18 protein-coding genes are annotated in these 21,590 nt (G+C 67.3%); 8 read left to right on the top strand and 10 right to left on the bottom strand.

All coding sequences use genetic code 11. The annotated features are described in order from the left end of the window. Positions 1-18 precede the first annotated feature (18 nt). From AC5Y5O_RS19265 to AC5Y5O_RS19240, 6 genes are all read left to right on the top strand, one after another. A complete protein-coding gene (locus AC5Y5O_RS19265) occupies positions 19-441 on the top strand; it encodes a hypothetical protein (protein WP_500026755.1) in 423 nt (140 codons plus the stop codon). A 137-nt stretch (positions 442-578) separates the two neighbouring features. Then, the gene (stf0, locus tag AC5Y5O_RS19260) at positions 579-1,382 is read left to right on the top strand and encodes a trehalose 2-sulfotransferase (RefSeq protein WP_096289694.1); all 804 of its coding nucleotides are present in this window, start codon (positions 579-581) and stop codon (positions 1,380-1,382) included. Next, entirely contained in the window at positions 1,379-2,293 is a 915-nt protein-coding gene (gene cysD / locus AC5Y5O_RS19255) for a sulfate adenylyltransferase subunit CysD (protein WP_500026753.1), read from the top strand. The genes stf0 and cysD overlap by 4 nt, the downstream gene beginning before the upstream one ends. Beyond that, positions 2,293-4,212 (top strand): adenylyl-sulfate kinase, encoded by a 1,920-nt coding sequence (gene cysC / locus AC5Y5O_RS19250; protein WP_500026749.1) that lies wholly within the window; start codon positions 2,293-2,295, stop codon positions 4,210-4,212. Before cysD ends, cysC begins: the two co-directional genes overlap by 1 nt. A gap of 176 nt (positions 4,213-4,388) precedes the next feature. Next, a complete protein-coding gene (locus AC5Y5O_RS19245) occupies positions 4,389-5,507 on the top strand; it encodes a YeiH family protein (RefSeq protein ID WP_500026748.1) in 1,119 nt (372 codons plus the stop codon). Between the two features lie 170 nt (positions 5,508-5,677). Then, positions 5,678-6,370 carry a GAP family protein gene (locus AC5Y5O_RS19240; protein ID WP_096289698.1) on the top strand — a complete coding sequence of 231 codons (693 nt, stop codon included), beginning with the start codon at positions 5,678-5,680 and terminating at the stop codon, positions 6,368-6,370. A gap of 1 nt (position 6,371) precedes the next feature. Here the strand turns inward: AC5Y5O_RS19240 and AC5Y5O_RS19235 are convergent, their stop codons facing one another. The 4 genes from AC5Y5O_RS19235 to fdxA are packed head-to-tail and all read right to left on the bottom strand — an operon-like array spanning position 6,372 to position 11,577. After that, complete coding sequence (locus AC5Y5O_RS19235) at positions 6,372-7,634, bottom strand: alpha/beta hydrolase (protein ID WP_096289699.1); 1,263 nt, start codon at positions 7,632-7,634, stop codon at positions 6,372-6,374. Beyond that, on the bottom strand, positions 7,631-10,057 hold the full coding sequence (locus AC5Y5O_RS19230) for an APC family permease (RefSeq protein ID WP_423790929.1): 2,427 nt from the start codon (positions 10,055-10,057) through the stop codon (positions 7,631-7,633). Before AC5Y5O_RS19230 ends, AC5Y5O_RS19235 begins: the two co-directional genes overlap by 4 nt. Positions 10,058-10,107: 50 nt before the next feature. After that, entirely contained in the window at positions 10,108-11,208 is a 1,101-nt protein-coding gene (gene dapC / locus AC5Y5O_RS19225; RefSeq protein ID WP_096289701.1) for a succinyldiaminopimelate transaminase, read from the bottom strand. Positions 11,209-11,250: 42 nt separating this feature from the next. Then, the gene (fdxA, locus tag AC5Y5O_RS19220; RefSeq protein WP_025735298.1) at positions 11,251-11,577 is read right to left on the bottom strand and encodes a ferredoxin; all 327 of its coding nucleotides are present in this window, start codon (positions 11,575-11,577) and stop codon (positions 11,251-11,253) included. Between the two features lie 439 nt (positions 11,578-12,016). Between fdxA and AC5Y5O_RS19215 the strand changes: the two genes are divergently transcribed. Then, the gene (locus tag AC5Y5O_RS19215) at positions 12,017-12,349 is read left to right on the top strand and encodes a hemophore-related protein (RefSeq protein ID WP_090609537.1); all 333 of its coding nucleotides are present in this window, start codon (positions 12,017-12,019) and stop codon (positions 12,347-12,349) included. 81 nt (positions 12,350-12,430) lie between these two features. Here the strand turns inward: AC5Y5O_RS19215 and AC5Y5O_RS19210 are convergent, their stop codons facing one another. The 3 genes from AC5Y5O_RS19210 to mshB form a co-directional block, all read right to left on the bottom strand. Further along, the gene (locus AC5Y5O_RS19210; protein WP_500026922.1) at positions 12,431-15,079 is read right to left on the bottom strand and encodes a bifunctional FO biosynthesis protein CofGH; all 2,649 of its coding nucleotides are present in this window, start codon (positions 15,077-15,079) and stop codon (positions 12,431-12,433) included. A 61-nt stretch (positions 15,080-15,140) separates the two neighbouring features. Beyond that, complete coding sequence (locus AC5Y5O_RS19205; protein WP_096289702.1) at positions 15,141-15,605, bottom strand: hypothetical protein; 465 nt, start codon at positions 15,603-15,605, stop codon at positions 15,141-15,143. Positions 15,606-15,697: 92 nt separating this feature from the next. After that, positions 15,698-16,600, bottom strand: a complete 903-nt coding sequence (gene mshB, locus AC5Y5O_RS19200) for an N-acetyl-1-D-myo-inositol-2-amino-2-deoxy-alpha-D-glucopyranoside deacetylase (RefSeq protein WP_096289703.1) — start codon at positions 16,598-16,600, stop codon at positions 15,698-15,700. Between the two features lie 82 nt (positions 16,601-16,682). On the opposite strand from mshB, the gene AC5Y5O_RS19195 reads away from it, so the two are divergent. After that, complete coding sequence (locus AC5Y5O_RS19195) at positions 16,683-17,300, top strand: TetR/AcrR family transcriptional regulator (RefSeq protein ID WP_096291317.1); 618 nt, start codon at positions 16,683-16,685, stop codon at positions 17,298-17,300. Here the strand turns inward: AC5Y5O_RS19195 and AC5Y5O_RS19190 are convergent. From AC5Y5O_RS19190 to AC5Y5O_RS19180, 3 genes are all read right to left on the bottom strand, one after another. Further along, positions 17,297-19,171, bottom strand: coding sequence for an ABC transporter family substrate-binding protein (locus AC5Y5O_RS19190; RefSeq protein WP_096289704.1), 1,875 nt, complete (start codon positions 19,169-19,171; stop codon positions 17,297-17,299). The genes AC5Y5O_RS19195 and AC5Y5O_RS19190 overlap by 4 nt on opposite strands. A 61-nt stretch (positions 19,172-19,232) precedes the next feature. Further along, a complete protein-coding gene (gene typA / locus AC5Y5O_RS19185) occupies positions 19,233-21,122 on the bottom strand; it encodes a translational GTPase TypA (protein ID WP_096289705.1) in 1,890 nt (629 codons plus the stop codon). A gap of 71 nt (positions 21,123-21,193) precedes the next feature. Then, on the bottom strand, positions 21,194-21,586 hold the full coding sequence (locus AC5Y5O_RS19180; RefSeq protein WP_096289706.1) for a (deoxy)nucleoside triphosphate pyrophosphohydrolase: 393 nt from the start codon (positions 21,584-21,586) through the stop codon (positions 21,194-21,196). Between the last annotated feature and the right edge of the window lie 4 nt (positions 21,587-21,590).

The following is a 21,590-nucleotide window of genomic DNA, read 5'->3' as shown; positions in this document are numbered from 1 at the left end:
CGGATAACGAAATTGTCTGTGGCCCTGGCAGTTATTGCCACGGCTTCGGCGGGAGTGCCGGCCAGCGCAACGCCGGGTGCGCCGGTCTCGCCCGACAAGTTCCGCTCCGATCTGCCCACTGGTCCCGACGATCCCCGATGCCTGCAGTATCCCGGGTTCGCCGCGTGTCAGGGCGGCCCGTACTGGGTGGGGCCGCCGACAGCGTCCCCACCACCGGGACCGCCCACGGGTCCGCTCGATCCCCAATGCACCTTGTATCCCGCCGACGCGGCGTGTGTGGGGAGCCCGTTCCTGCCGCCGTCCCCGCCGGTGGCCCCGCCTCCACCACCGCCGCCGCCGGTAGTCGCGCCGCCGGTCGAGCCGATCGCGCCCCCGCCGATCGCACCGCCGCCGCGAATGGAACCGATCGCCCCGCCCCCGGAAATTCCAGGACACATCTAGATCCGGCCGATCCGGCCACCCTCGGGTGCTGACCAGCAAACTTGGACGAAGGTCAAGCGATTTCGCTGCTGAATTATGCTCAGCGTGAACGTAATTCTGCGTGTTGCAGGGGATTTGCATCGGGCTAGGCTTTGCTGGTGGCAAACAATCCGTCGTCCTATTTGGTGCTGGCCTCCCAGCGCAGCGGCAGCACGCTACTCGTCGAATCGCTGCGGGCGACCGGCGTGGCCGGCGAACCCCAGGAGTTCTTCCAATATCTGCCGAAAACCAGCCAGGCGCCCCAACCGCGGGAGTGGTTCGCCGGCGTTGACGACGAGTCGATCCTGCGTCTGCTCGATCCGCTCGACGAGGGGAAGCCGGACCTCGCGCCCCCGGAAATCTGGCGCGACTACATCCGCACCGTCGGCAGGACGCCCAACGGCGTGTGGGGCGGCAAGCTGATGTGGAACCAGACGCCGCTGCTGCTGGAGCGCGCCGAAGGCCTGCCCAATCGGTCGGGCGACGGACTGCTCGCCGCGATCCGCGATGTCGTCGGCGAGGACCCGCTGCTGGTCTATGTCTATCGGCCCGATGTGGTGTCGCAGGCGGTGTCGTTCTGGCGTGCCGTACAGACCCGGGTCTGGCGCGGCCGGCCCGACCCGGTCCGCGATGCGCGCGCCACCTATCACGCCGGAGCCATCGCGCACGTCATCACGATGCTGCGGGCCCAAGAGCAGGGTTGGCGCAACTGGTTCGCCGAAGAAGACGTCAAGCCCTTGGAGATCCCGTATCCGGTGTTGTGGCGCAATCTGACTCAAGTCGTAGGCAACATTCTCGGAGAGTTGGGCCTGGATCCCAACCTGGCGCCCGATCCGGTGCTGGAGCGTCAAGCCGACAAACGCTCCGACGAATGGGTAGATCGTTACCGGGTCGACGCCGAACGAGAGGGGCTACCGACATGACCACCACAACCGACACCCGCGTCGACGAATTGCGACTGCTGGAAGCAGAAGCGGTACACATCATCCGTGAGGTCGTCGCCGAGCTGGAGCGGCCCGTTCTGCTGTTCTCGGCCGGCAAGGACTCGATCGTGCTGCTTCGTCTGGCGGAGAAGGCTTTTCGTCCGCTGCCGCTGCCGTTTCCGGTGCTGCACGTCGACACCGGACACAATTTTCCCGAGGTCATCGAATTCCGGGACCGCAGGGTCACCGGCCTAGGGCACAAGCTGATCGTCGCGTCGGTGCAGGAGTCCATCGACAACGGCCGGGTCCCCGACCCCGGCCCCGGCGCCTCGCGCAACCGGGCTCAGACACGCACGCTGCTCGACGCGCTGGAGGCCGGTGAATTCGACGCGGCCTTCGGCGGTGCGCGCCGCGACGAGGAACGCGCCCGCGCCAAGGAACGGATCCTGAGCTTCCGCGACGAGTTCGGCCAATGGGATCCCCGGGCTCAGCGACCGGAGCCCTGGTCGCTGTACAACGGCCGGATCAAAAAGGGCGAGCAAGTACGGGTGTTCCCGCTGAGCAACTGGACCGAGATCGACGTCTGGCGCTACATCGAGCTGGAAGACCTTGAGATACCGTCGATTTACTACGCGCACGAACGCGAGGTGTTCGAGCGTGACGGCATCCTGCTGGCGGTCTCGGAATACACCAGTCCGCAAAACGGCGAAACCGCGGCGACGGAATGGGTGCGCTATCGCACCGTCGGGGACCTGACCATCACCGGGGCGGTGCGCTCGCGGGCGACCGACATCGCCCGGGTGATCACCGAGATCTCGGCCGCGACAGTGTCCGAGCGCGGCGAGACGCGAGCCGACGACCGCACGTCGGCCGCCGCGATCGAAGACCGCAAGCGAGAGGGTTACTTCTGATGACGGCTACCGAGAACGCCGCAAAGACTCTGCCGCACAAGGGCATCACGCGTCAGCTGCTGCGCATCGCCACCGCGGGTTCGGTCGACGACGGCAAGAGCACGCTGATCGGGCGGCTACTGCACGACACCGACAGCCTGCCGCTGGACCACCTGGAGGCGGTGACGGACGAGGAGGGCATCGCCGACCTCGCCGCGCTGTCCGACGGTCTGCGCGCCGAACGCGAGCAGGGCATCACGATCGACGTCGCCTACCGGTTCTTCTCCACCGCCAGCCGCAGCTACATCCTGGCCGACACTCCGGGCCACGAGCGCTACACCCGCAACATGTTCACCGGTGCCTCCAACGCCCACGTGGCCATCCTGCTGGTCGACGCCCGCGCCGGGGTGCTGCGCCAGACCCGCAGGCACGCTCGGATCGCAAAGCTGTTGGGCATCAAGCACTTTGTCGCGGCCGTCAACAAGATCGACCTGATCGATTTCGACGAAGCCGGGTTCGCCAGGGTGGAAGACGAGCTGCGGCAGTTGGCGGCACGCCTGGGCGAGGTGGACATCACGGTCATTCCGATCGCCGCCAAGCACGGCGACAACGTCGTCCACCGTTCCGAGAACACACCGTGGTACAGCGGCCCCACCCTGCTGGAGTACCTGGAGGGAATCGAACTGGCCGCACCGAACGCCGAGCCGTCGCGGCTGCGCCTGCCCGTGCAATGGGTTTCGCGACCCACCGCGGACGTGCGGCGCCGCTACACGGGACGGCTGGCGGCGGGAACACTGTCCGTCGGCGACCCGGTGATCTCGCTACCCGCCGGTACCCGCTCGACTGTGACCGCGCTGGACACCCTCGACGACGAGCGCACCACAGGCGTTGCGCCGCTGTCGGTTTCGATCGAACTGGCCGACAACATCGACGTGGGCCGCGGCGACGTCCTGGTCAGCGGGGCCGAAGACGCGGCGCTACCGGTGCAGGCCCGGGAATTGGACGCGACCGTGTGCTGGTTCGTCGACACCCCGCTGCGAGCCGGCGACCGGCTGGCCCTGAAGCAGACCGCCAAGACCGTGCGGGCCACCGTGCAGGAACTGCACTCGCGGCTGGATCCCGAGACACTCGACGAGCTCGACCAGCCAGTTGAGCTGGCGCTCAACGACATCGGCACCGTGACCCTGCGGACCAGCTCGGTCGTGATCGCCGACAGTTACACCGACAATCGCGACAGCGGCGCGTTCATCCTGATCGACGAGACCACGAATGACACCGTCGGCGCGGGCACCATCATCGAGGCGCGGGAAGTCAAGCCGGGCACCCATCCACGCACCGACATTCGCTGGCATCCCTCGGCGCTGGACCGTCGCCACCGGTGGCACGCCACCGGCCAGGCCGGGGCAACGATCTGGTTCACCGGTCTGCCCGCCTCCGGCAAGTCGACCGTCGCGGTCGCCGTCGAGCGCGCGCTCGTCGAATCCGGCCGGGTGGCCTATCTGCTCGACGGTGACAACCTGCGGCACGGCCTCTCGGACGATCTCGGCTTCTCCCCCGGCGATCGCACCGAAAACATCAGGCGGGTTGGGCATTTGACTCGGTTACTGGCCGACGCGGGCGTGGTCGCACTGGCCTCGCTGGTGTCACCGCTGAAATCGGACCGGGAGACCGCACGCGCTCTCAACGACGCCGCCAAGCTGCCGTTCATCGAGGTGCACGTCGCCACCTCACTGGCCGAATGCGAAAGACGCGACCCCAAAGGTCTTTACGCGCGGGCCCGCAAGGGCGAGCTCAAAGGGTTGACCGGTGTCGACGCGCCCTATGAAGCGCCGGAGAATCCCGACCTGGTGCTCGACACGTCCGGCGCCGACATCGACGAGCTCGCCGCCCGGGTCATCGCGTTGCTCGACGAACGCAGCCCGCAGCCGCCCGTCACCTAGATTCAGCGCGAGCTAATCACTTGGTCCGCGACGCCGGGCCCGGCAATATGCGTGCGTGAGTGATTGGCGCGAGCGGGTCGGCTCGATATCGGTGGACTGGTGGGCGACGCTGATCGCCGGTGTGATCGTGGCGTTGGCGGTGGCCAATGCGCTTCCGAAGATTCCGTGGTGATCGCGTGAGTACCACTCGGGTCGAAGCGGATGAAACGCTGGACGAACCAACGTTTACCAGCAGGCAGCCGCTGGACTACGTGCCGGGGGTCGTGCTGCTGATCGGCGTTGGCTTGCTGGGCAAATACGCACAGCTCTGGTGGAACACGCTGGCCAAACACGAGCACTGGCGGGTGCCGGACATCGAATACGTCTTGTGGGCCATCGTGATTGGGCTGCTGATCACCAACACCATCGGCCTGCACCGGATATTTCGTCCGGGCGTGCAGACCTACGAGTTCTGGCTCAAGGTCGGGATCGTGGTGCTTGGGGCGCGCTTCGTGCTCGGCGACATCGTCAAGCTCGGCGCGATCAGCCTGGTCCAGATTCTGGTGGACATGACGATCGCGGGAACCGTCATCATCGTCGTGGCACGCGCCTTCGGACTGTCGGGCAAGCTGGGGTCGCTGCTGGCGATCGGCACATCGATCTGCGGGGTGTCGGCGATCATCGCGGCCAAGGGCGCGATCCGCGCGCGCAACTCCGACGTCAGCTACGCGATCGCGGCGATCCTGGCGCTGGGCGCGGTCTCGCTGTTCGTGTTGCCGCCGCTAGGACACGCGATCGGGCTTACCGACCACGAATTCGGCCTGTGGGCAGGTCTTTCCGTGGACAACACCGCCGAAACCACCGCCACCGGCTACCTGTTCTCCGACCACGCCGGAAAGATCGCGGTGCTGGTGAAGTCGACCCGCAACGCGCTGATCGGGTTTGTCGTCCTCGGTTTCGCCCTGTACTGGGCCGCGCGCGGACAGGCCGACGAGATCGCCCCGGGCGCGACCGCCAAGGCCTCATTCATCTGGCAGAAGTTCCCGAAATTCGTGCTGGGCTTCCTGGCGGTCTCTGCGATCGCGACGGCCGGCTGGCTGACGAAAGGGCAAACGGCCAACCTGGCGAACGTGTCGAAGTGGGCGTTTCTGCTGACCTTCGCCGGTGTCGGGCTCAGCACCGATTTCCGTCAAATTGCGCGCACCGGATGGCGTCCGCTGCTGGTCGCTGTGATAGGACTCACAGTCGTCGCGACGGTCTCGCTGGGGATCGTCCTGCTGACGTCGCGCGTATTGCATTGGGGCGTAAGCACCTAGCGACGGCAGGTAACGAGACCGTCTGGCGAGGCGCAACACACCGGTCTGCAGGCCAGACGGTAACGTAATGATCATGCAGCACTCGTCCGTCGTTGCTCTGCTACGCGAACGCGCTGGTCTACCGGGTTCTCTTCACACCACGTTGGACGCCCAGGCAGCCGAATCCTGACATGTGGATCACCCTGCTGGTCATGGCATTCGCGATGAGCGTCGAGCCGTTCCGGATCGGCATGACGGTGCTGATGCTGAATCGACCCAGGCCGATGCTGCAGCTTTTCGCTTTTCTGTGCGGCGGCTTCGCGATGGGCATGACCGTCGGCCTGTCCGTGGTGTTCGGACTTCAGCGCAGACTGCTGAGTTCACCGCAGGTAAGTTTGCCGAAACTTCAGATTCTGATTGGCGGTTCGGCACTGCTTGTTGCCGTTGTGCTGGGTGCTCAGGTCCTGCTGCGGGAGAAGGTCGGCCGCTTCAAACGCCCGGCCGTGGCCGAGACGGATCTGCACGAGCATCACGGTTTGGGGCGGTTTTCCCGGCGGCTACTGCACGGGCGTTCGCTGTGGGTGGCCGGGGTGGCCGGCCTGGGAATCGCGTTGCCGTCCGTGGATTATCTCGCCGCGCTGGCCGCCATCGTGGCCTCCGGCACCGCGGCCATGACGCAGTTCAGCGCGCTGCTGATGTTCCATGTCGTGGCGTTCGCACTCGTGGAGATCCCGCTGCTGGCCTACCTGCTGGCGCCGGATCAAACGCGCGCCTGGATGGTGTCGCTGCAAATCTGGATCCGCTCGCGCCGGCGCGTCGAGGTTGCCAGCCTGCTGGCCGCAGCCGGATGTGTGCTGGTCTTCATCGGCATGCGAAGCCTTTGAGCTAATTGTTGGTGCCGGTAGCCGCTGCACTTTCGCGGCGCACATACATCTCGGCGAGGAACTGTTCGACCGCCACCGCGGCGTGCGCCGCGCGGGCCGAACCGAAAATATCGAACGCGTGCTGCGCCCAAGGCAATTCGGCGTAAACCACCGGCTGGGTGCTGACCTCGCCTAGACGCGCGACGAAACTGCGCGCCTGTTCGACCGGAACCAGCGAATCGTTGGTCCCGTGCAGCACGAAAAACGGTGGGGCGTCTGGCCGAACATGAGCGATCGGCGACGCCGCGCGAAAAGGCTCGTCGATGTCGCCGCGGCTGACCTTGAAAACGTTCTTGGCCACCATCGCCGCCATCATCGGATGTATCGCGGTACCGGTCGCGTTGAAGTCGTAGACGCCGTAAAACGGCACCGCCACGTCCACCCGGGTGTCGGCGTCTTCAAAGCCCGGCTGAAACCGCGGATCGTTGGGCGTCAGTGCGGCCAGCGAGGTCAGGTGCCCACCCGCCGAACCTCCGGTGATCGCGATCCAGTCCGGATCGCCGCCGTAGGAGGCGATGTGCTCCTTGGTCCATGCGATCGCGCGCTTGACGTCGACGATGTGATCGGGCCAGGTGGAGCGCGGGCTGAGCCGGTAGTTGATCGCCACGCAGATCCAGCCCAATTCGGCCAGATGACTCATCAGCGGATGTGCTTGTCCGCGTTTGTTTCCCACCATCCAGGCACCGCCGGGAATCTGCAGCAACACCGGAGCCCGCCCGTTGCGGTCGAGGTCGGGCCGGCGCCAGATGTCGAGATGGTTGCGGGAGCCGGCCTCCCCGTAGCTGATGTCGCCGTCGTGCGCATAGTCACGGTAGATCCGCAGCATGCGTGCCGGGCCGGGCCGCTTCGCGGTCGCACCGCCGGGCGCCGGGCGTTTCCACAGATCGCCCGACTCGGTGCGGCGCTCGGTTCCCAGTCCGGCGTCCAGCGCGGCCGCCAGCGGTTCGTCGGCTTTGTGCCCGAAGTGACGCAACACCAGCAGGCCCACTGCCGACACCCCCGACACCAGCCAGCTGATGCGCCGGGCCCGCGGCGGGAGCCGGTGCGACAGCGCTGCCAGCGCGGTGAATTGGACCGCGAGCATCTGCAGCGGCAACTCGGAGGCGAACACGCCATAGGCGAATGCGAATACCGAGCCGTATCCCCCCTTGCTCAACGGCCGATAACCGTTGGCGGTGAATACGAGGCTCACCAGGGCCGCCAATACGGCGCGCAGTCGCTTCACTGCTGTCCTTTCCAGGTTGTGCCGGGTTGTGAGGCCCCGGGCCGGCCGGCCTGCGCCGGGTCTTCGACGATGTGGTACATCGGATCGACCATCGACATCGCCCGATTGCCGCTCTGCCTGGGCTTGCCGGTGATGCGCAACAGCTGGCCGGGCTGGATGTCGGCTCCCCCGTGTCCGGACGGGAAGACCACGGTGATCTCGCCGCTGTGGTCGCCGACCACGATCGACCGGATGGTGCGCCGGCCCTTGCTGGTGTCCTCGACCTCGCTGACCCGTCCTTCGAAGGTGGCGCGGCGACCCGGGATCAGGCTCGCCACGGTGATCACCGAACGCGACGGATCGGGATGTTCGTAGGCGTCGACGTTCTCGTCCTCGCCGCGGGTCACCCACTCGCCGAACTTTTCGAATTCGCGCGCGATTCGCTGTTCGAATCGTTCCGGGTATGCCTCCTCGATTCGCGACTGGACATCGTAAGGAACGATGGTCGCCGCGGCGTCGGGAATCATGCTGACCGCTCGGGCGATCTTGTCCGCGGTGCGATCGTGCAGCAGCCGGCCCACCAACGGGTTATATGTGCGTCGCGGCAGCAGCGCGGTCACGTTGGTATTCGGTTGCTCGTCACGCGCCTTCGCGATGAACAGTTGTGCGGCGCGAATGACGCGCCGATCCGGGCAGTCCACGACGCGTAGCCGGGTGTCGAGTTCGAAGTGATCCCAACGCTTCCGTATCTGGGCGGCATAGGCGGCGTCGACCACGATGTGCACCGCGATCATCTCGTCGGCGCGTAATCCCTTGCCGTACCGCAGCGCTTCGATCACCGCGAGGTCGACCGAATTCACGAACACGAACACCTTGTGCCGCGCGTACTTGACCAAATCGGGCCGGTCGGTACGGAACATCTCGAGAATCGCGGCCTCCGCACGATATTCCTGATTCAGCCGCATCAGGACGAACACCAGCAGGGGGAACACGATGACGACCAGCCACGCGCCCTCGGTGAACTTCGCCACCGCGAAGATTGCGACCACGACCGTCGACAGGATTCCCGCGGAAAGGTTGATAATCAACCGGGTTCGCCAACCGGGCTCGCGGTGGGTCAGATGGTGCTTGGTCATGCCGTAGCCGGCCATCGAAAATCCGGTGAACACACCGATCGCGTAGAACGGCACCAACGCATTGACCGAACCGCCGGTCACCACCAGCAACACCACCGACAGTGCGGTCAGCGCGATGATGCCGTTCGAAAACACCAGGCGGTGACCGCGTTTCATCAGCTGCCGGGGCAGGAAGCGATCCTCGGCGACGAAACTGGCCAGCGCCGGAAAGCCGTTGAAACTGGTGTTCGCGCCGGTGAACAGAATCGCGGCCGTCGCCGTCTGAACCAGGATGTAAAAGACGTTGCCGAGAACCCCGCCGCCGAACACGGCACGGGCGATCTGTGACAGCACCGACGGGTACTCGCTCTCGTACGGCGTCGCGTGCGTGGCGAACGCCAGATAGGCGACACCGGCCAGCAAGAATCCCAAGACGGTCGCCATCGCGGTGAGCACCCGACGTGCGTTGCGGCCCTGGGGCTTTCGAAAAAGGTCAACGGTGTTGGAGATGGCCTCGACACCGGTCAGCGACGAACCGCCGTTGGCGAAGGAGCGCAGCAGGGTCAGGATCGTCGCGCCCATCACCAAGCCGTCGGCCTTGTGCACCGGCACCGTTCCGGGCATCTGCGCGGGGTCGTAGACCGGCAGATCACCCAGCAGCACCCGGGTGACGCCGACCACGATCGTCAGACCGACCATGATGATGAAAAAGTAGGTGGCGAACGCGAACTGCCATCCCGCTTCCTTCAGTCCGCGCAGGTTCAGGAAGCAGATGAGCAGCACCACACCCACCGTGATCTGCAGGCTGTGCGGCCCCAGCGCCGGGACGGCCGACACCACCGCCACCGTTCCGGCGGCGGACTGCACCGCGACCGTCACGACGTAGTCGATCAGCAGCGCGGCGGCGGCGACCTGAGCCACCCGCGGCCCGAAGTTCTCCCGGGCCACGATGTAGGAGCCGCCCGCGCGGGTGTAGGCCATCACGACCTGCCGATAGGAGGCGGTCACCAACACCAGGATCAACAGGATGACGCCGGTGATGGGGAGCAACAAGGCGAACGCCGCGAGGCCGGCCGCAGGCAGCAGTTCGATCAGGATCTGCTCGGGACCATAAGCGGTCGACGAGATGGCGTCGGGTGAAAGTGCGCCCAGTGCAACCGGATTCGACAGTTTTTCGCCCGCCAGCTCCTCGGTGATCAGGGGCTTTCCGAGAAAGAGGCGCTTGGCGACGTCCTGGACCGACAGCGGGAGGCGCAGTTTGCTAGCCGAAGTTGTCACGACAACAGTCCTTACCCGAGATCCAGCGGTTGGCCAATGCCCTCGATGCATTCTGCCGGTTCACCGGATCGGCGGCAGACGGACGCGGAGAATTCTGGCGATCAGCGCGCGGCCGATGCGGTCAGCCGGTGGACCGCCGCGTCGATGCGCTCGTCGGTGGCGGTCAGCGCGACGCGCACATGCCGCCCGCCGCTCGGGCCGTAGAACTCGCCGGGCGCCACCAGGATGCCGCGGCCGGCCAACCACCCCACGCTGTCGCGAGAGGACTCACCGCGGGTTGCCCACAGGTAGAGCCCGGCTTCGGAATCGTCGATCGCGAACCCGGCCGCGCGCAGCGCCGGTGCGAGAGCGGCGCGGCGGCGGGCGTAGCACTCGCGCTGCACCTTCTCGTGGTCGTCGTCATCCAGTGCGGCCACCATCGCTGCCTGCACCGGCGTCGGCACGATCATCCCGGCGTGCTTGCGCACCGCCAGCAGCTCGGCGACCAGGCCGGGATCGCCCGCGACAAAGCCGGCCCGGTACCCGGCCAGCGACGAGCTCTTGGACAGCGAATGCACGGCCAGCAGTCCGGTGTGGTCGCCGTCGCACACCGCGGGATGCAACACCGACAGCGGCTCGGCTTCCCAGCCGAGGCCCAGGTAGCACTCGTCGGACGCCACCACGACCCGGCGTTCCCGCGCCCACCCGACGACCTTGCGCAGATGATCGAGGCCCAGCACCCGTCCGGTCGGGTTGCTCGGCGAATTCAGGTAGATCAGCGCCGGCGACAACGGGCCCAGTTGGGTCAACGAATCCGCGCGCAGCACCTGCGCTCCGGCCAGCCGGGCGCCGACATCATAGGTCGGGTAGGCGAGCTCGGGAACCACGACCACATCGGCGGGGCCCAGCCCGAGCAGCGTCGGCAGCCAGGCGATGAGTTCCTTGGTGCCGATCACGGGCAGCACCGCGTTCTCGGCGAGCCCGGCGACGCCGAAGCGGCGGCCCAGGGCCGTGACCGCGGATTCCCGCAGCTGCTCAGTGCCGGCGGTGGCGGGATATCCGGGCGAGGCGCTGGCGGCCGCCAGCGCTTCCTGGATTACCGGCGCGACCGGGTCCACCGGGGTTCCGATGGACAGGTCGACGACGCCGTCGGGGTGAGCCCCGGCCAGCGCTTTCGCCTCTGCCAGGGTGTCCCAGGGAAACTCCGGCAGGGACGCCGACAAGGCAGGTCGGCCCCCCCTGGGCTCCTGCGCCACTGCGCCCCCTTAGTCTCCTTCGCCCTGCGGCGGCAGATCTTTGACCGCTTGCGGGTCATTCTCGGTCATCCCGACCTTGGCTGCGCCCCCGGGCGACCCCAGCTCGACGAAGAAGTCGGCGTTGATCTGGGTGTACTGGCTCCACTGCTCGGGCACGTCGTCTTCGTAATAGATGGCTTCAACAGGACAAACCGGCTCGCAGGCCCCGCAGTCCACGCATTCGTCGGGATGGATGAAGAGCATCCGCGCGCCCTCGTAGATGCAGTCGACGGGGCATTCTTCGATGCACGCCTTGTCTTTGATGTCGACGCAGGGTTGGGCGATCGTGTACGTCACGGACGTCTCCTCAACGTTTTCTCGATGTACGGCTCAGTGTGGGCTGCTGTTAGCCTCGCTGCGGCGCTTCCCGGCCGCGTAAGCAAGGCTTTCGGTTACTGATACTAGACGTTGCACATACACGTCAACCAGGTGGCACGCCACGGCGGCCGCCAAGTTTCATACGGCCAGTCTCGCAGCCGTGCAGGTCGCCGCACGGACCATTCGAACGTGTCGACACGATCGCCGGCCGACGTTTGGCCCTACGATTTGGGCCGTGTGACGAACGTCACCCCGACGCGGGTCGGCCGATGGTTACATTCCGGGCGGGGCCGGCGAATAACCGTGAAACGAAAGAACGTCCGCAACGGCTGGTAGCCTCGTCCGAGACGGCAGCCGCTAGGGCAGATCACTCAGCCGTCGTTGGCTTTCAGAGATCCGGGGAAGGTGTCCAAGCATGATGACGCTGTCGTTAAGCAAACTGGCAGCCGCGGTTGGTGGTGCGGCAGTGGCGCTGAGCGCCGCGGCGGGGGTTGCTTCGGCAGACCCCATGGATCCGATCATCAACACGACCTGCAACTACGGGCAGGTGATGGCCGCGCTCAACGCGAACGATCCGGCCACTGCCCAGGAATTGAACGCTTCGCCGTTCGCGCAGAACTACATCCGGCAGTTCCTGGCCTCTCCGCCGCCGAAGCGCCAGCAGATGGCTGCGCAGATTCAGGCGATGCCGGCGGCCGCGAAGTATTTCAACACGATCCAGCAGGTCGCGGTCGTCTGTAACAACTACTGAGCCGCAGTCGGCTCAGTAGCCGCTGAGCAGTAGCCGCAGTCGGGCGTCGAGCAGGACGTCGTCGGTATCGCCGACGCGCGGCTACGCGGCGAGCGGGCTGTAATCGGTGGTGCGCTGGCGCGCCGGACGGCCGATGCCGTGGGCGATGGCGGCCAGTTCGGCCACCGTCTTCGCCGAGCCGTGTTCGGAGCCGGCCATCCGCGAGATGGTCTCCTCCATCAGCGTGCCGCCCAGGTCGTTGGCGCCGCCGTTGAGCATCACCTGGGTGCGCTCGGTGCCGAGCTTGACCCAGCTGGTCTGAATCTGAGAAATGCGGCCGTGCAACATGATTCGGGCCAGCGCGTGTACCGCGCGGTTGTCGCGGTGGGTCGGCCCCGGGCGGGCCGCGCCGGCCAGATACAGCGGCGAGCTCTGGTGCACGAACGGCAGCGGCACGAATTCGGTGAAACCGCCGGTGCGGTCCTGGATTTCGCGCAGCACGTTGAGGTGCCCGACCCAGTGCCGGGGACTGTCGACGTGCCCGTACATCATCGTCGACGACGACCGCAGGCCTACCTCGTGCGCGGTGGACACGATGTCGATCCACATCGACGTGGGCAGCTTGCCCTTGGTGAGCACCCAGCGCAACTCGTCGTCGAGGATCTCGGCGGCGGTACCCGGGATGGTGCCAAGCCCGGCCTCGCGCAGGCTGATCAGCCACTCGCGCACGCTCAACCCGCTCTTGGTCACCCCGTTGGCGATCTCCATCGGAGAGAACGCATGCACATGCATCGAGGGGACCCGGGCCTTGACGGCGCGCACCAGGTCGGCGTAGCCGGTGACCGGCAGCTCGGGATCGATCCCGCCCTGCATGCACACCTCGGTCGCGCCTTCGACATGCGCCTCCCAGGCGCGATCGGCCACCTCGGCCGCCGACAGCGAATACGCGTCGGCATCGCCCTTGCGCTGCGCGAAAGCACAGAACCGGCAACCGGTGTAGCAGATATTGGTGAAGTTGATGTTGCGGTTCACCACGAACGTCACGTCGTCACCGACGGTGTCGCGTCGCAACGAATCAGCCAGCGCGGCAACGGCTTCCAATGCCGGGCCGTCGGCGGTGGCCAGCGACAGGTATTCGTCGTCGGAGCACCCGGCGGGGTTGCGCTCGGCGGAGCGCAGCGCGGCCAGCACATCGGTGTCTAGGCGTTCCGGCGCTCTGGCGCCTTGGGCGGCCAGCTCGTGCACGTGCGCACGAATCGATTCCCAGTCGCCGAAGGCACTGTCGAGATCGCTGCGCGCCTCGGTGTTGCGGCCCTCGGTGTCGATCGCGGCGTTCAGATCGACCCGCCCGCTCGACTGCGCCTCGTCGGGTTCCTGCCAGGGCAGGCCGGTGGGGTTGACGTCGCGAGCCAGGCCGGTGGCCGGATCAGCCAGTGCCGCAACGTGGCCCTGCACTCGCGGGTCGATCCAGGCGGCACCGGCTTGGACGTATTTGGGTTGCGCGGTCAACCGCTGCACCAAGTCGAATCCCGCTTCGGCGGTCACCGCGGCCAGCTCATCGAGGGCGGGCCAGGGCCGTTCCGGGTTGACGTGGTCGGGCGTCAGCGGCGAAACCCCGCCCCAGTCGTCGACTCCCGCGGCGACCAGCGCCAGGCACTCCTTGCGGGACACCAGATTCGGTGGCGCCTGAATCCGCATGCCGGGCCCGAGCACCAGGCGGGCGACCGCGATCGTCGCCAGGTAGTCGTCGATTCCGGCATCGGGCACATCGGCCATCGCGGTGTGTTGCTTGGCCCGGAAGTTCTGCACGATCACTTCCTGCACGTGACCGAATTCCTTGTGCGACTTGCGAATCGCGTGCAGCGTATCGGCGCGTTCGGCCAGCGTCTCCCCGATACCGACCAGCAGACCGGTGGTGAACGGAATCGAGAGCCGACCCGCATCGGTCAGCGCCCGCAGCCGCACCGCCGGGTCTTTGTCCGGGCTGCCGTAGTGCGCGAGCCCTTTCGTTTCGAAGAGCCGCCGCGACGTCGTCTCGAGCATCATGCCCATCGATGGCGCCACCGGCTTCAGCAACGACATCTCCGACCAGCTCATCACGCCCGGATTCAGGTGCGGCAGCAGCCCGGTTTCCTCCAGCACCCGGATTGCCATCGCGCGCACATACGACAGGGTCGAGTTGTAGCCGCGCTCGTCGAGCCATTCACGGGCCTGCGGCCAGCGGTCCTCCGGCCGGTCGCCAAGGGTGAATAATGCTTCCTTACAACCGAGTTCGGCGCCACGCCGGGCGATGTCGAGGATCTCGTCGGGCTCCAGATACATACCGATGCCCTGAGCGCGAAGCTTGCCGGGCACGGTGACGAACGTGCAGTAGTGGCAGGTGTCCCGGCACAGATGAGTGACGGGGATGAACACTTTGCGCGAATACGTGATCGGCAGCCGACCTCCCGCGCCGCGCCGGCCCGCCGACTCCAGACCCGCATCGCGCACCCGAGCCGCGCTGGCACACAGGTCGGCGAGGTCGGCACCGCGGGCGGTCATCGCCACGGCGGCCTCATCGACGTTGAGCGCGACACCGTCCCGCGCCCGGCGCAACACCCGCCGCAACGCGGACGCGCTGGCCTTGGAGGGGGCCCGAGCCGGAATGACGGGATTAGGCAAAGCGGTGGGCTCCTCGCCCGAAGGCCTCGGTGTCACTGGCACCTTGGTGTAACTTCCCCACGATCGAATTTCATCCGCGTGTCCCAACATCTGAATTTCGGCAACCATAGCCGGTGCAATAAGCGCAACAGTAGCGCCAGGCCGGTATCCGTCAGCCGTAGTGGTAGCTGCGCCTCCACAACACCAGTACCGGCGGTGTCACCCCCAGCACGATCAGCAGCAGAGCGCCGTAAGCCATCAGCCCGCTACCTCCCAGAATGATGTCGTCGGCGGGACCGCCCATGCTGATCACCGCCACCGTCAGCAGCCATGTCCACAACGGCAGCGCGGCCACCCGCGCCGAACGGGTCCAGCGGCCGGCCGCCCAGACCAGGGCGGCGTTGACCAGGCCACTGATCAGTCCGCTGATCGGAAACGGAATCGCGCCGATGTAGAAAGGCAGCAGCAGGGCCCCGGCTAGTGCGGATAAGACCCCATCCACGGCCAGCAGCGCCAACACCACGACGCGAATAGCGGGGTCCGTCGCGCCGGCATCCTCGACGGTCGCGGCGCGCGACTTGGTTTCGGTCAGGTCGGGACGCTGTCGATGTTGGACAGAACGGAGCCGATAACCCACTGCAAGCTGTCGAGCCGGTCCTGCCAGTGCTGCAGGTTAGGGTCCAGGTCGGGGTCCATGCGAATTCCTTCCGTGGCTGCCTGCTTGGCAGCCTACCGCGTCGCGGATCCGTCGAGATCCAGTCCGGCGAGCAGATCGGTCTCCCAGCCACGCTCGTCGCGGTCCCCCGCGGCCCCGGCGACCAGGACGTAATGCTCTTCGGCGAGGATCGGCAGCGCCATGTTGTTCGACAGCGCGCAGGCCCGTCCGGACGGCCCGACGACCACCTGCGTGGCGTGCGCGGCGAGCGCGGCGACCTTGGCGGCCAACGCATCCGGCGGCGCCGCCACGACGGCGTCGATCGCATCGCCGGAGTATCCGAAGTCGAATTCCTCTTGGGGCGGTTTCGCCCACCCGGGCAGAAAGTCGTCGGGGCCCAGGTCGTCCCAGCCGGCCAGGAACGCATCGACGGCCAGCACCGTCCAGTAGAACTTCGGCACGTCCCAGGGCTCGCCGGGGTAATCGTCGCCGGCGGCCGCCGCGACCGCGGCCGTGGTCACGGTGTGGGCCCGGATGTGGTCGGGATGCCCGTATCCGCCGTTGGGGTCATAGGTGACGACGACGTGCGGGCGCAGCCGGCGAATGATCTCGACCAGCGCCCCGACGGCTTCGCGTTCGTCGGCGTCGATGAAGCGTTCGCGGCGCCGCTTCTCGGTGCCCGCCATGCCGGAGTCGCGCCAGCGTCCCGCGCCGCCGAGATAGATCGGTGCGGCCACACCAAGTGCTTGCAATGCCGCGGTGAGTTCGCCGATTCGGTAGCCGCCGAGTTGGTCGGCACGGTCGAACGCGAGCTCGGCCCAGCGTTCCCCGATGACCTCGCCCTCCTCGCCCAGCGTGCAGGTCACGACGCTGACCTCGGCGCCGCTCGCGGCGTAGTGCGCGATCGTGGCGCCGTTGCTCAGGCTCTCGTCGTCGGGATGGGCGTGCACGAACAACAGCCGCGGAGTCTCAGGCATGGACGCACCCTACCCGCCGGTCTCGGTCGTCGTGTTGCACCAGGACACACCAAATAGGAACGCCAACGGCTACTATCGAGAAATGCCGCAAGCCACCGAGACAGCGCGGACGGGCGTCCGCAGCCGCCGCCGCGGCGAGGTGCTCGAGCGAGCGCTCTACGAGGCCACGCTGGCGGAGTTGGCCGAGGTCGGCTACGGCGGGCTGACGATGGAAGGAATCGCCGCGCGCGCTCAGACCGGCAAGGCCGCGCTGTACCGGCGCTGGTGCAGCAAGCACGATCTGGTGCACGCCGCGCTGGTGTTCGCGCTGCCGCCGGTGCCCGAACCCCGCTCCGGCCGATCGCCCAGGGACGCCCTGCTGACGCTGTTCACCTCGCACCGTGATGTGCTGGCCGGCAAGACGGGGTTTCCCGGCCTGGACACCATCCATCAGCTGCTGCACGAACCCGAGATGCGGGCCATCTTCGCCGACGCCGTGGTGTGCCCGCGGCTACAGATTGTCGAATCGATCCTGCAAACCGCGATCGACGCCGGCGAACTCGATCCTGCCAACGTCACGTCGCTGACCGCACGCGTCGGACCGGCATTGATCAACCATCACTTCATGCTGACCGGCGTGCCCCCCAACCGGCGCGAGCTGGCGCTGATCGTCGACACCGTCATCCCGCCCCGGGCGTCGGCGTCGCCGACTAGTCCCTAGGGCCCGGTTTTCACCCATTGCCCGGCGTCTCCGACGATGCCGACCGGCACGGCTCCGGAGAGGCTGACGTTCTGCACGCTCGGGCCCGCCCCGACGATCGTGGTGTCCTGCAGGATCGGCAACACCGTCGACATGTTCCACAGCCGCGGCTCCACCGCGGTGATCACGTCGTTGATGCTCTTGGTGCCTTCGAGGGCGGCGTCGATGTTGGACTGGATACTGCGGTCGCAGATCCCGGTCAGGTTCGACGGCGCCTGCACCAGCGCCCCGGGATCGGGCGGACGACCCGGCGCCGTCGGCGCCGTACTGGCCGGCGACGCCGGTGAGGTCGATGCGACGGGAGTGGTCGTCGGCGGGGTGGTCGCGGTCGGTACCGGCGTCGACTCCAAGGCGGGGCAGCCGTAGCGCGACGCCAGCAGCGTCGCCAGGTTTCCACCGGCCTGGTGCCACCCCACGATCGCGTCCACCTGGTTGTTGGTCAGCGCGTCGCGATACAGCGTCACCGGATCCAGCGCCGACACCGATGCGGCGATGCCGACGTTGCGCAATTGGTCGGCGGCGGTGTTGGCCACGGCCACCGAGGTCGGGTCGTTGGCGGCCACCCCGATCACCAGCGACAACTGCTTGCCGTCCTTGCTGATCCGGCCGCGGATCACCTCCGGCGGCCCGGTGGTCGGCGGCGGGGTGCTCTCGGGCGCCGGTGCGCTGTTCTCCACCTGGTACCCGGCCGCCGAAAACAGGGCCAGCGCAGCCTGTTTGGTCATCGCGGGCGGCGCGGTCGGGACATAGCCGGGGTCGCTGGGCGCCCGGATCTGAGCCTGGTCCAGCGAGATGGTGTTGTCGCTGCCGGCGCCCACGGCGGCGAGCAGATCGACGTCGAGCAATCCCAGAATCCCTTTGCGGACCTGGGTATCGGCCAGCTTGGGCTGGTTGGCACGCAGCGTGAGCTGCATGACGCGCGGGGTCATGATCCGGGCGGTCCGCACGTCGGGGATGGCCGACAGCTGGGCGAAGGACGCCGAGCCGCCGTGCACCTGGGCCACCTGAGTGTCACCGTTGCGCACCGAATCCGCCAGTGCCGCAGGCGCTCCGGCCCGCCGGAACTGGATCAGCGCCGGCTTGGCGGGCGGCCCCCAATAGCGGTCGTTGCGGGCGATCAGGATCTCGTCGCGCTGCGGGTCGATGTTCTCCACCCGGAACTGTCCGCCGGTGACCGTCAGCGACCGGACCAGTCCGGCGGCGAAACCGCCCGGCACGTCCTTGACGATGTGTGCCGGCAGCAGGTCGTTGAACAATTCCTTCCAGGCCGGATACGGCTGGGCGAAGGTGACGACGGCCTGCTTGCCGCCCTCGAGCGACTGCACACCGGTGATCAGGTCATAGCCGCCCGGATCGACCACCCCGGGTTGGGTGACCATTTGATGCCACAGGTACCAGAAGTCGTCGGCGCCGATCGGGGCGTTGTCGGTCCACTGCGCCTCGGGCCGGATCTTGTAGGTGACCGTGAACGGGTTCTGGCCGGTCACCTCGGCGGACACCAGCAGGGTCGGATCCAGCTCCCACCGCGAACCCGTGGGCGTGTTGGGGTCGGGCACCGGCCGGAACGCGCTCGGTAACACCAGCGCACTGATCGCGGCGTTCACCGGAGACAGATCAGAGAGCAGATGCGGGTTGAACCCGGCGCCGATCGAGTCGATGCCCATGATGATCTGGGTGACCCGCTGCGGCGGCGGCGGTGTGTTGTGCGGCGTATCGGTGCTTTGCGGGGCCGGCGGCGGGCTGACGGTGCACGCCGCCAGGGTCAGTCCCATCAGTGCGAACAGCACGGCGCCGGTCAGCAAAACGTGGCGGGCCCGATGCAGCACGAGCATCAGGGTATCGACCGCCTGCCCGGCGGCTTGTCGACTCCTTCGGGCGAAGGACAACAACAAACTAGCTCCGAGCCTTCGCCCGCGCCTTGCTGCGCGCCCGCGAGGTGGCGTCCAGCTCGACCTTGCGCACCCGCACGATCTCCGGAGTCACCTCGACGCACTCGTCGGCCGCGCAGAACTCCATGGCCTGCTCCAGGTCGAGTTCCAGCGGTCGGGCCAGCGTCTCGATGACGTCGGCCGTGGACGACCGCATGTTGGTCAGCTTCTTCTCCCGCGTGATGTTGATGTCGAGATCCTCCGCGCGCGGGTTGATTCCGACGACCATGCCCTCGTAGGTGTCCTGCCCGGGCTCGACAAAGAATTGGCCGCGGTCGGCGAGCTGGATCATCGCGAACGGCGTGATGACACCGGAGCGGTCCGAGACCAGCGAGCCGGTGTGGCGGGCCCGGATCTCTCCCGCCCACGGCCGATAGCCGTCGAACACCGCGTTGGCGATGCCGGTGCCGCGGGTGATGGTGAGGAATTCGGTGCGGAAGCCGATCAGGCCGCGGCTGGGCACGATGAAGTCCATCCGGACCCAGCCCGCCGCGTGGTTGGTCATCTCCTCCATGCGGCCCTTGCGGCCGGCCATCAATTGGGTGATGGCGCCGACGAATTCCTCCGGGCAGTCGATCGTCATCGCCTCGAACGGCTCGTGCAGCTTGCCGTCGATCGTCTGCGTGACCACCTGCGGCTTGCCGACGGTCAGCTCGAAACCCTCGCGGCGCATCTGCTCGACGAGCACCGCCAGCGCGAGCTCGCCGCGGCCCTGCACCTCCCACGCATCGGGCCGGTCGATCTCGACGACCTTGATGGAGACGTTGCCGACGAGTTCGGCGTCCAGGCGCGACTTCACCATCCGGGCGGTCAGCTTGTGACCCTTCACCTTGCCCGCCAGCGGTGAGGTGTTGGTGCCGACGGTCACCGAGATGGCCGGCTCGTCGACGGTGATGCGCGGCAGTGCGTGCGCGTGCTCGGGGTCGGCGAGGGTGTCACCGATCATGATCTCCGGAATGCCCGCGACAGCGACGATGTCGCCGGCGATCGCCTCGTCGGTGGGCGTGCGTTCCACACCCTCGGTCACCAGCAGCTCGGTGATCTTCGCGGTCGTGATCACCGGATGGCCGTCCACCTCGCGCATCCAGGCGACCTGCTGGCCCTTGCGGATGCGGCCCTTGTAGATGCGGATCAGGGCGAGCCGGCCGAGGAACGCCGACGCGTCGAGGTTGGTCACCAGCGCCTGCAGCGGCGCCTCGGGATCACCCTGCGGCGGCGGGATGTGCTCGAGCAGCACGTCGAACAGCGGATCGAGGTTGTCGCCCTCGGGGTTCTGTCCGTTGGACGGCTCCGTCGTGCTGGCGATGCCGGCTCGGCCCGAGGCGTACAGCGTCGGCAGGCCGAGGGCCTCCTCGGCGGCCTTCTGCGCTTCCTCGTCGAGGTCCGATGCGACGTCGAGCAGCAGGTCGTGGCTCTCCGAGACAACCTCGGAGATCCGGGCGTCCGGCCGGTCGGTCTTGTTGACGACCAGGATCACCGGCAGGTGGGCGGCCAGTGCCTTGCGCAGTACGAACCTGGTCTGCGGCAGTGGGCCCTCGGAAGCGTCGACCAGCAACAGCACACCGTCCACCATCGAGAGCCCGCGTTCGACCTCGCCGCCGAAGTCGGCGTGGCCCGGGGTGTCGATGACGTTGATGACGGTCGTCGATCCGTCCGGATGCTTGCGGTGCACGGCGGTGTTCTTGGCCAGGATCGTGATGCCCTTTTCCTTCTCCAGGTCCCCGGAGTCCATGAGGCGCTCGACCGCGTCATCGCCACGATGTGTCAGCGCGCCGGACTGGCGCAGCATCGCGTCAACGAGAGTGGTCTTGCCGTGGTCGACGTGGGCGACGATGGCGACATTGCGGAATGGCACGTCGGTGATTCTGGCAGCGGTGGCCCATCAATGGCGAACCGAGCAGCTCATCCGGTGTGCGCCCGAGCCGCTCAGAGGACGCTGGCCAGGTCCGCCAGCCATCCGCGATCGGCGGGCACCCAGTCGACTTCGGGCAACTCGGCTGCCGTCACCCAGCGCAGCGCCCGGTGGTCATGCGGGTGCGGTTCGCCGTCAATCAGGCGCACCAAGTAGGCCCGCAACGTCGTCGTGTCGTTCAGCGCAATGTCGGCACCAAGGCGATCCCCCACCATCACGTCGGCAACCTCGAGGCCGAGTTCCTCGGCCAGTTCGCGGGCCAACGCTTGCGGCTCGGTCTCGCCGGGCGCGACCTTGCCGCCAGGCAGCTCCCAGCGGCCGGCCAATTCCGGTGGCCGCACGCGTTGGGCGACCAGCAGCGCGGAGCCACGGATGACGGCTCCGGCAACGACGATCTGGGTCGGCACGGCC

Source organism: Mycobacterium sp. NGS40, assembly GCF_059812735.1.
Note: the sequence above shows the minus strand (reverse complement) of the source record. Positions and strands in the feature narration are given on the sequence as shown.

What these genes read in the sequence shown, in the direction of transcription:
- cysD (WP_500026753.1), top strand. Translation starts at nt 1,379, where the DNA reads ATGACCACCACAACCGACACCCGCGTCGACGAATTGCGACTGCTGGAA.
- cysC (WP_500026749.1), top strand. Translation starts at nt 2,293, where the DNA reads ATGACGGCTACCGAGAACGCCGCAAAGACTCTGCCGCACAAGGGCATC.
- AC5Y5O_RS19240 (WP_096289698.1), top strand. Translation starts at nt 5,678, where the DNA reads ATGTGGATCACCCTGCTGGTCATGGCATTCGCGATGAGCGTCGAGCCG.
- AC5Y5O_RS19230 (WP_423790929.1), bottom strand. Translation starts at nt 10,057, where the DNA reads ATGCATCGAGGGCATTGGCCAACCGCTGGATCTCGGGTAAGGACTGTT.
- AC5Y5O_RS19215 (WP_090609537.1), top strand. Translation starts at nt 12,017, where the DNA reads ATGACGCTGTCGTTAAGCAAACTGGCAGCCGCGGTTGGTGGTGCGGCA.
- AC5Y5O_RS19210 (WP_500026922.1), bottom strand. Translation starts at nt 15,079, where the DNA reads ATGTTGGGACACGCGGATGAAATTCGATCGTGGGGAAGTTACACCAAG.
- mshB (WP_096289703.1), bottom strand. Translation starts at nt 16,600, where the DNA reads ATGCCTGAGACTCCGCGGCTGTTGTTCGTGCACGCCCATCCCGACGAC.
- AC5Y5O_RS19195 (WP_096291317.1), top strand. Translation starts at nt 16,683, where the DNA reads ATGCCGCAAGCCACCGAGACAGCGCGGACGGGCGTCCGCAGCCGCCGC.
- AC5Y5O_RS19190 (WP_096289704.1), bottom strand. Translation starts at nt 19,171, where the DNA reads ATGCTCGTGCTGCATCGGGCCCGCCACGTTTTGCTGACCGGCGCCGTG.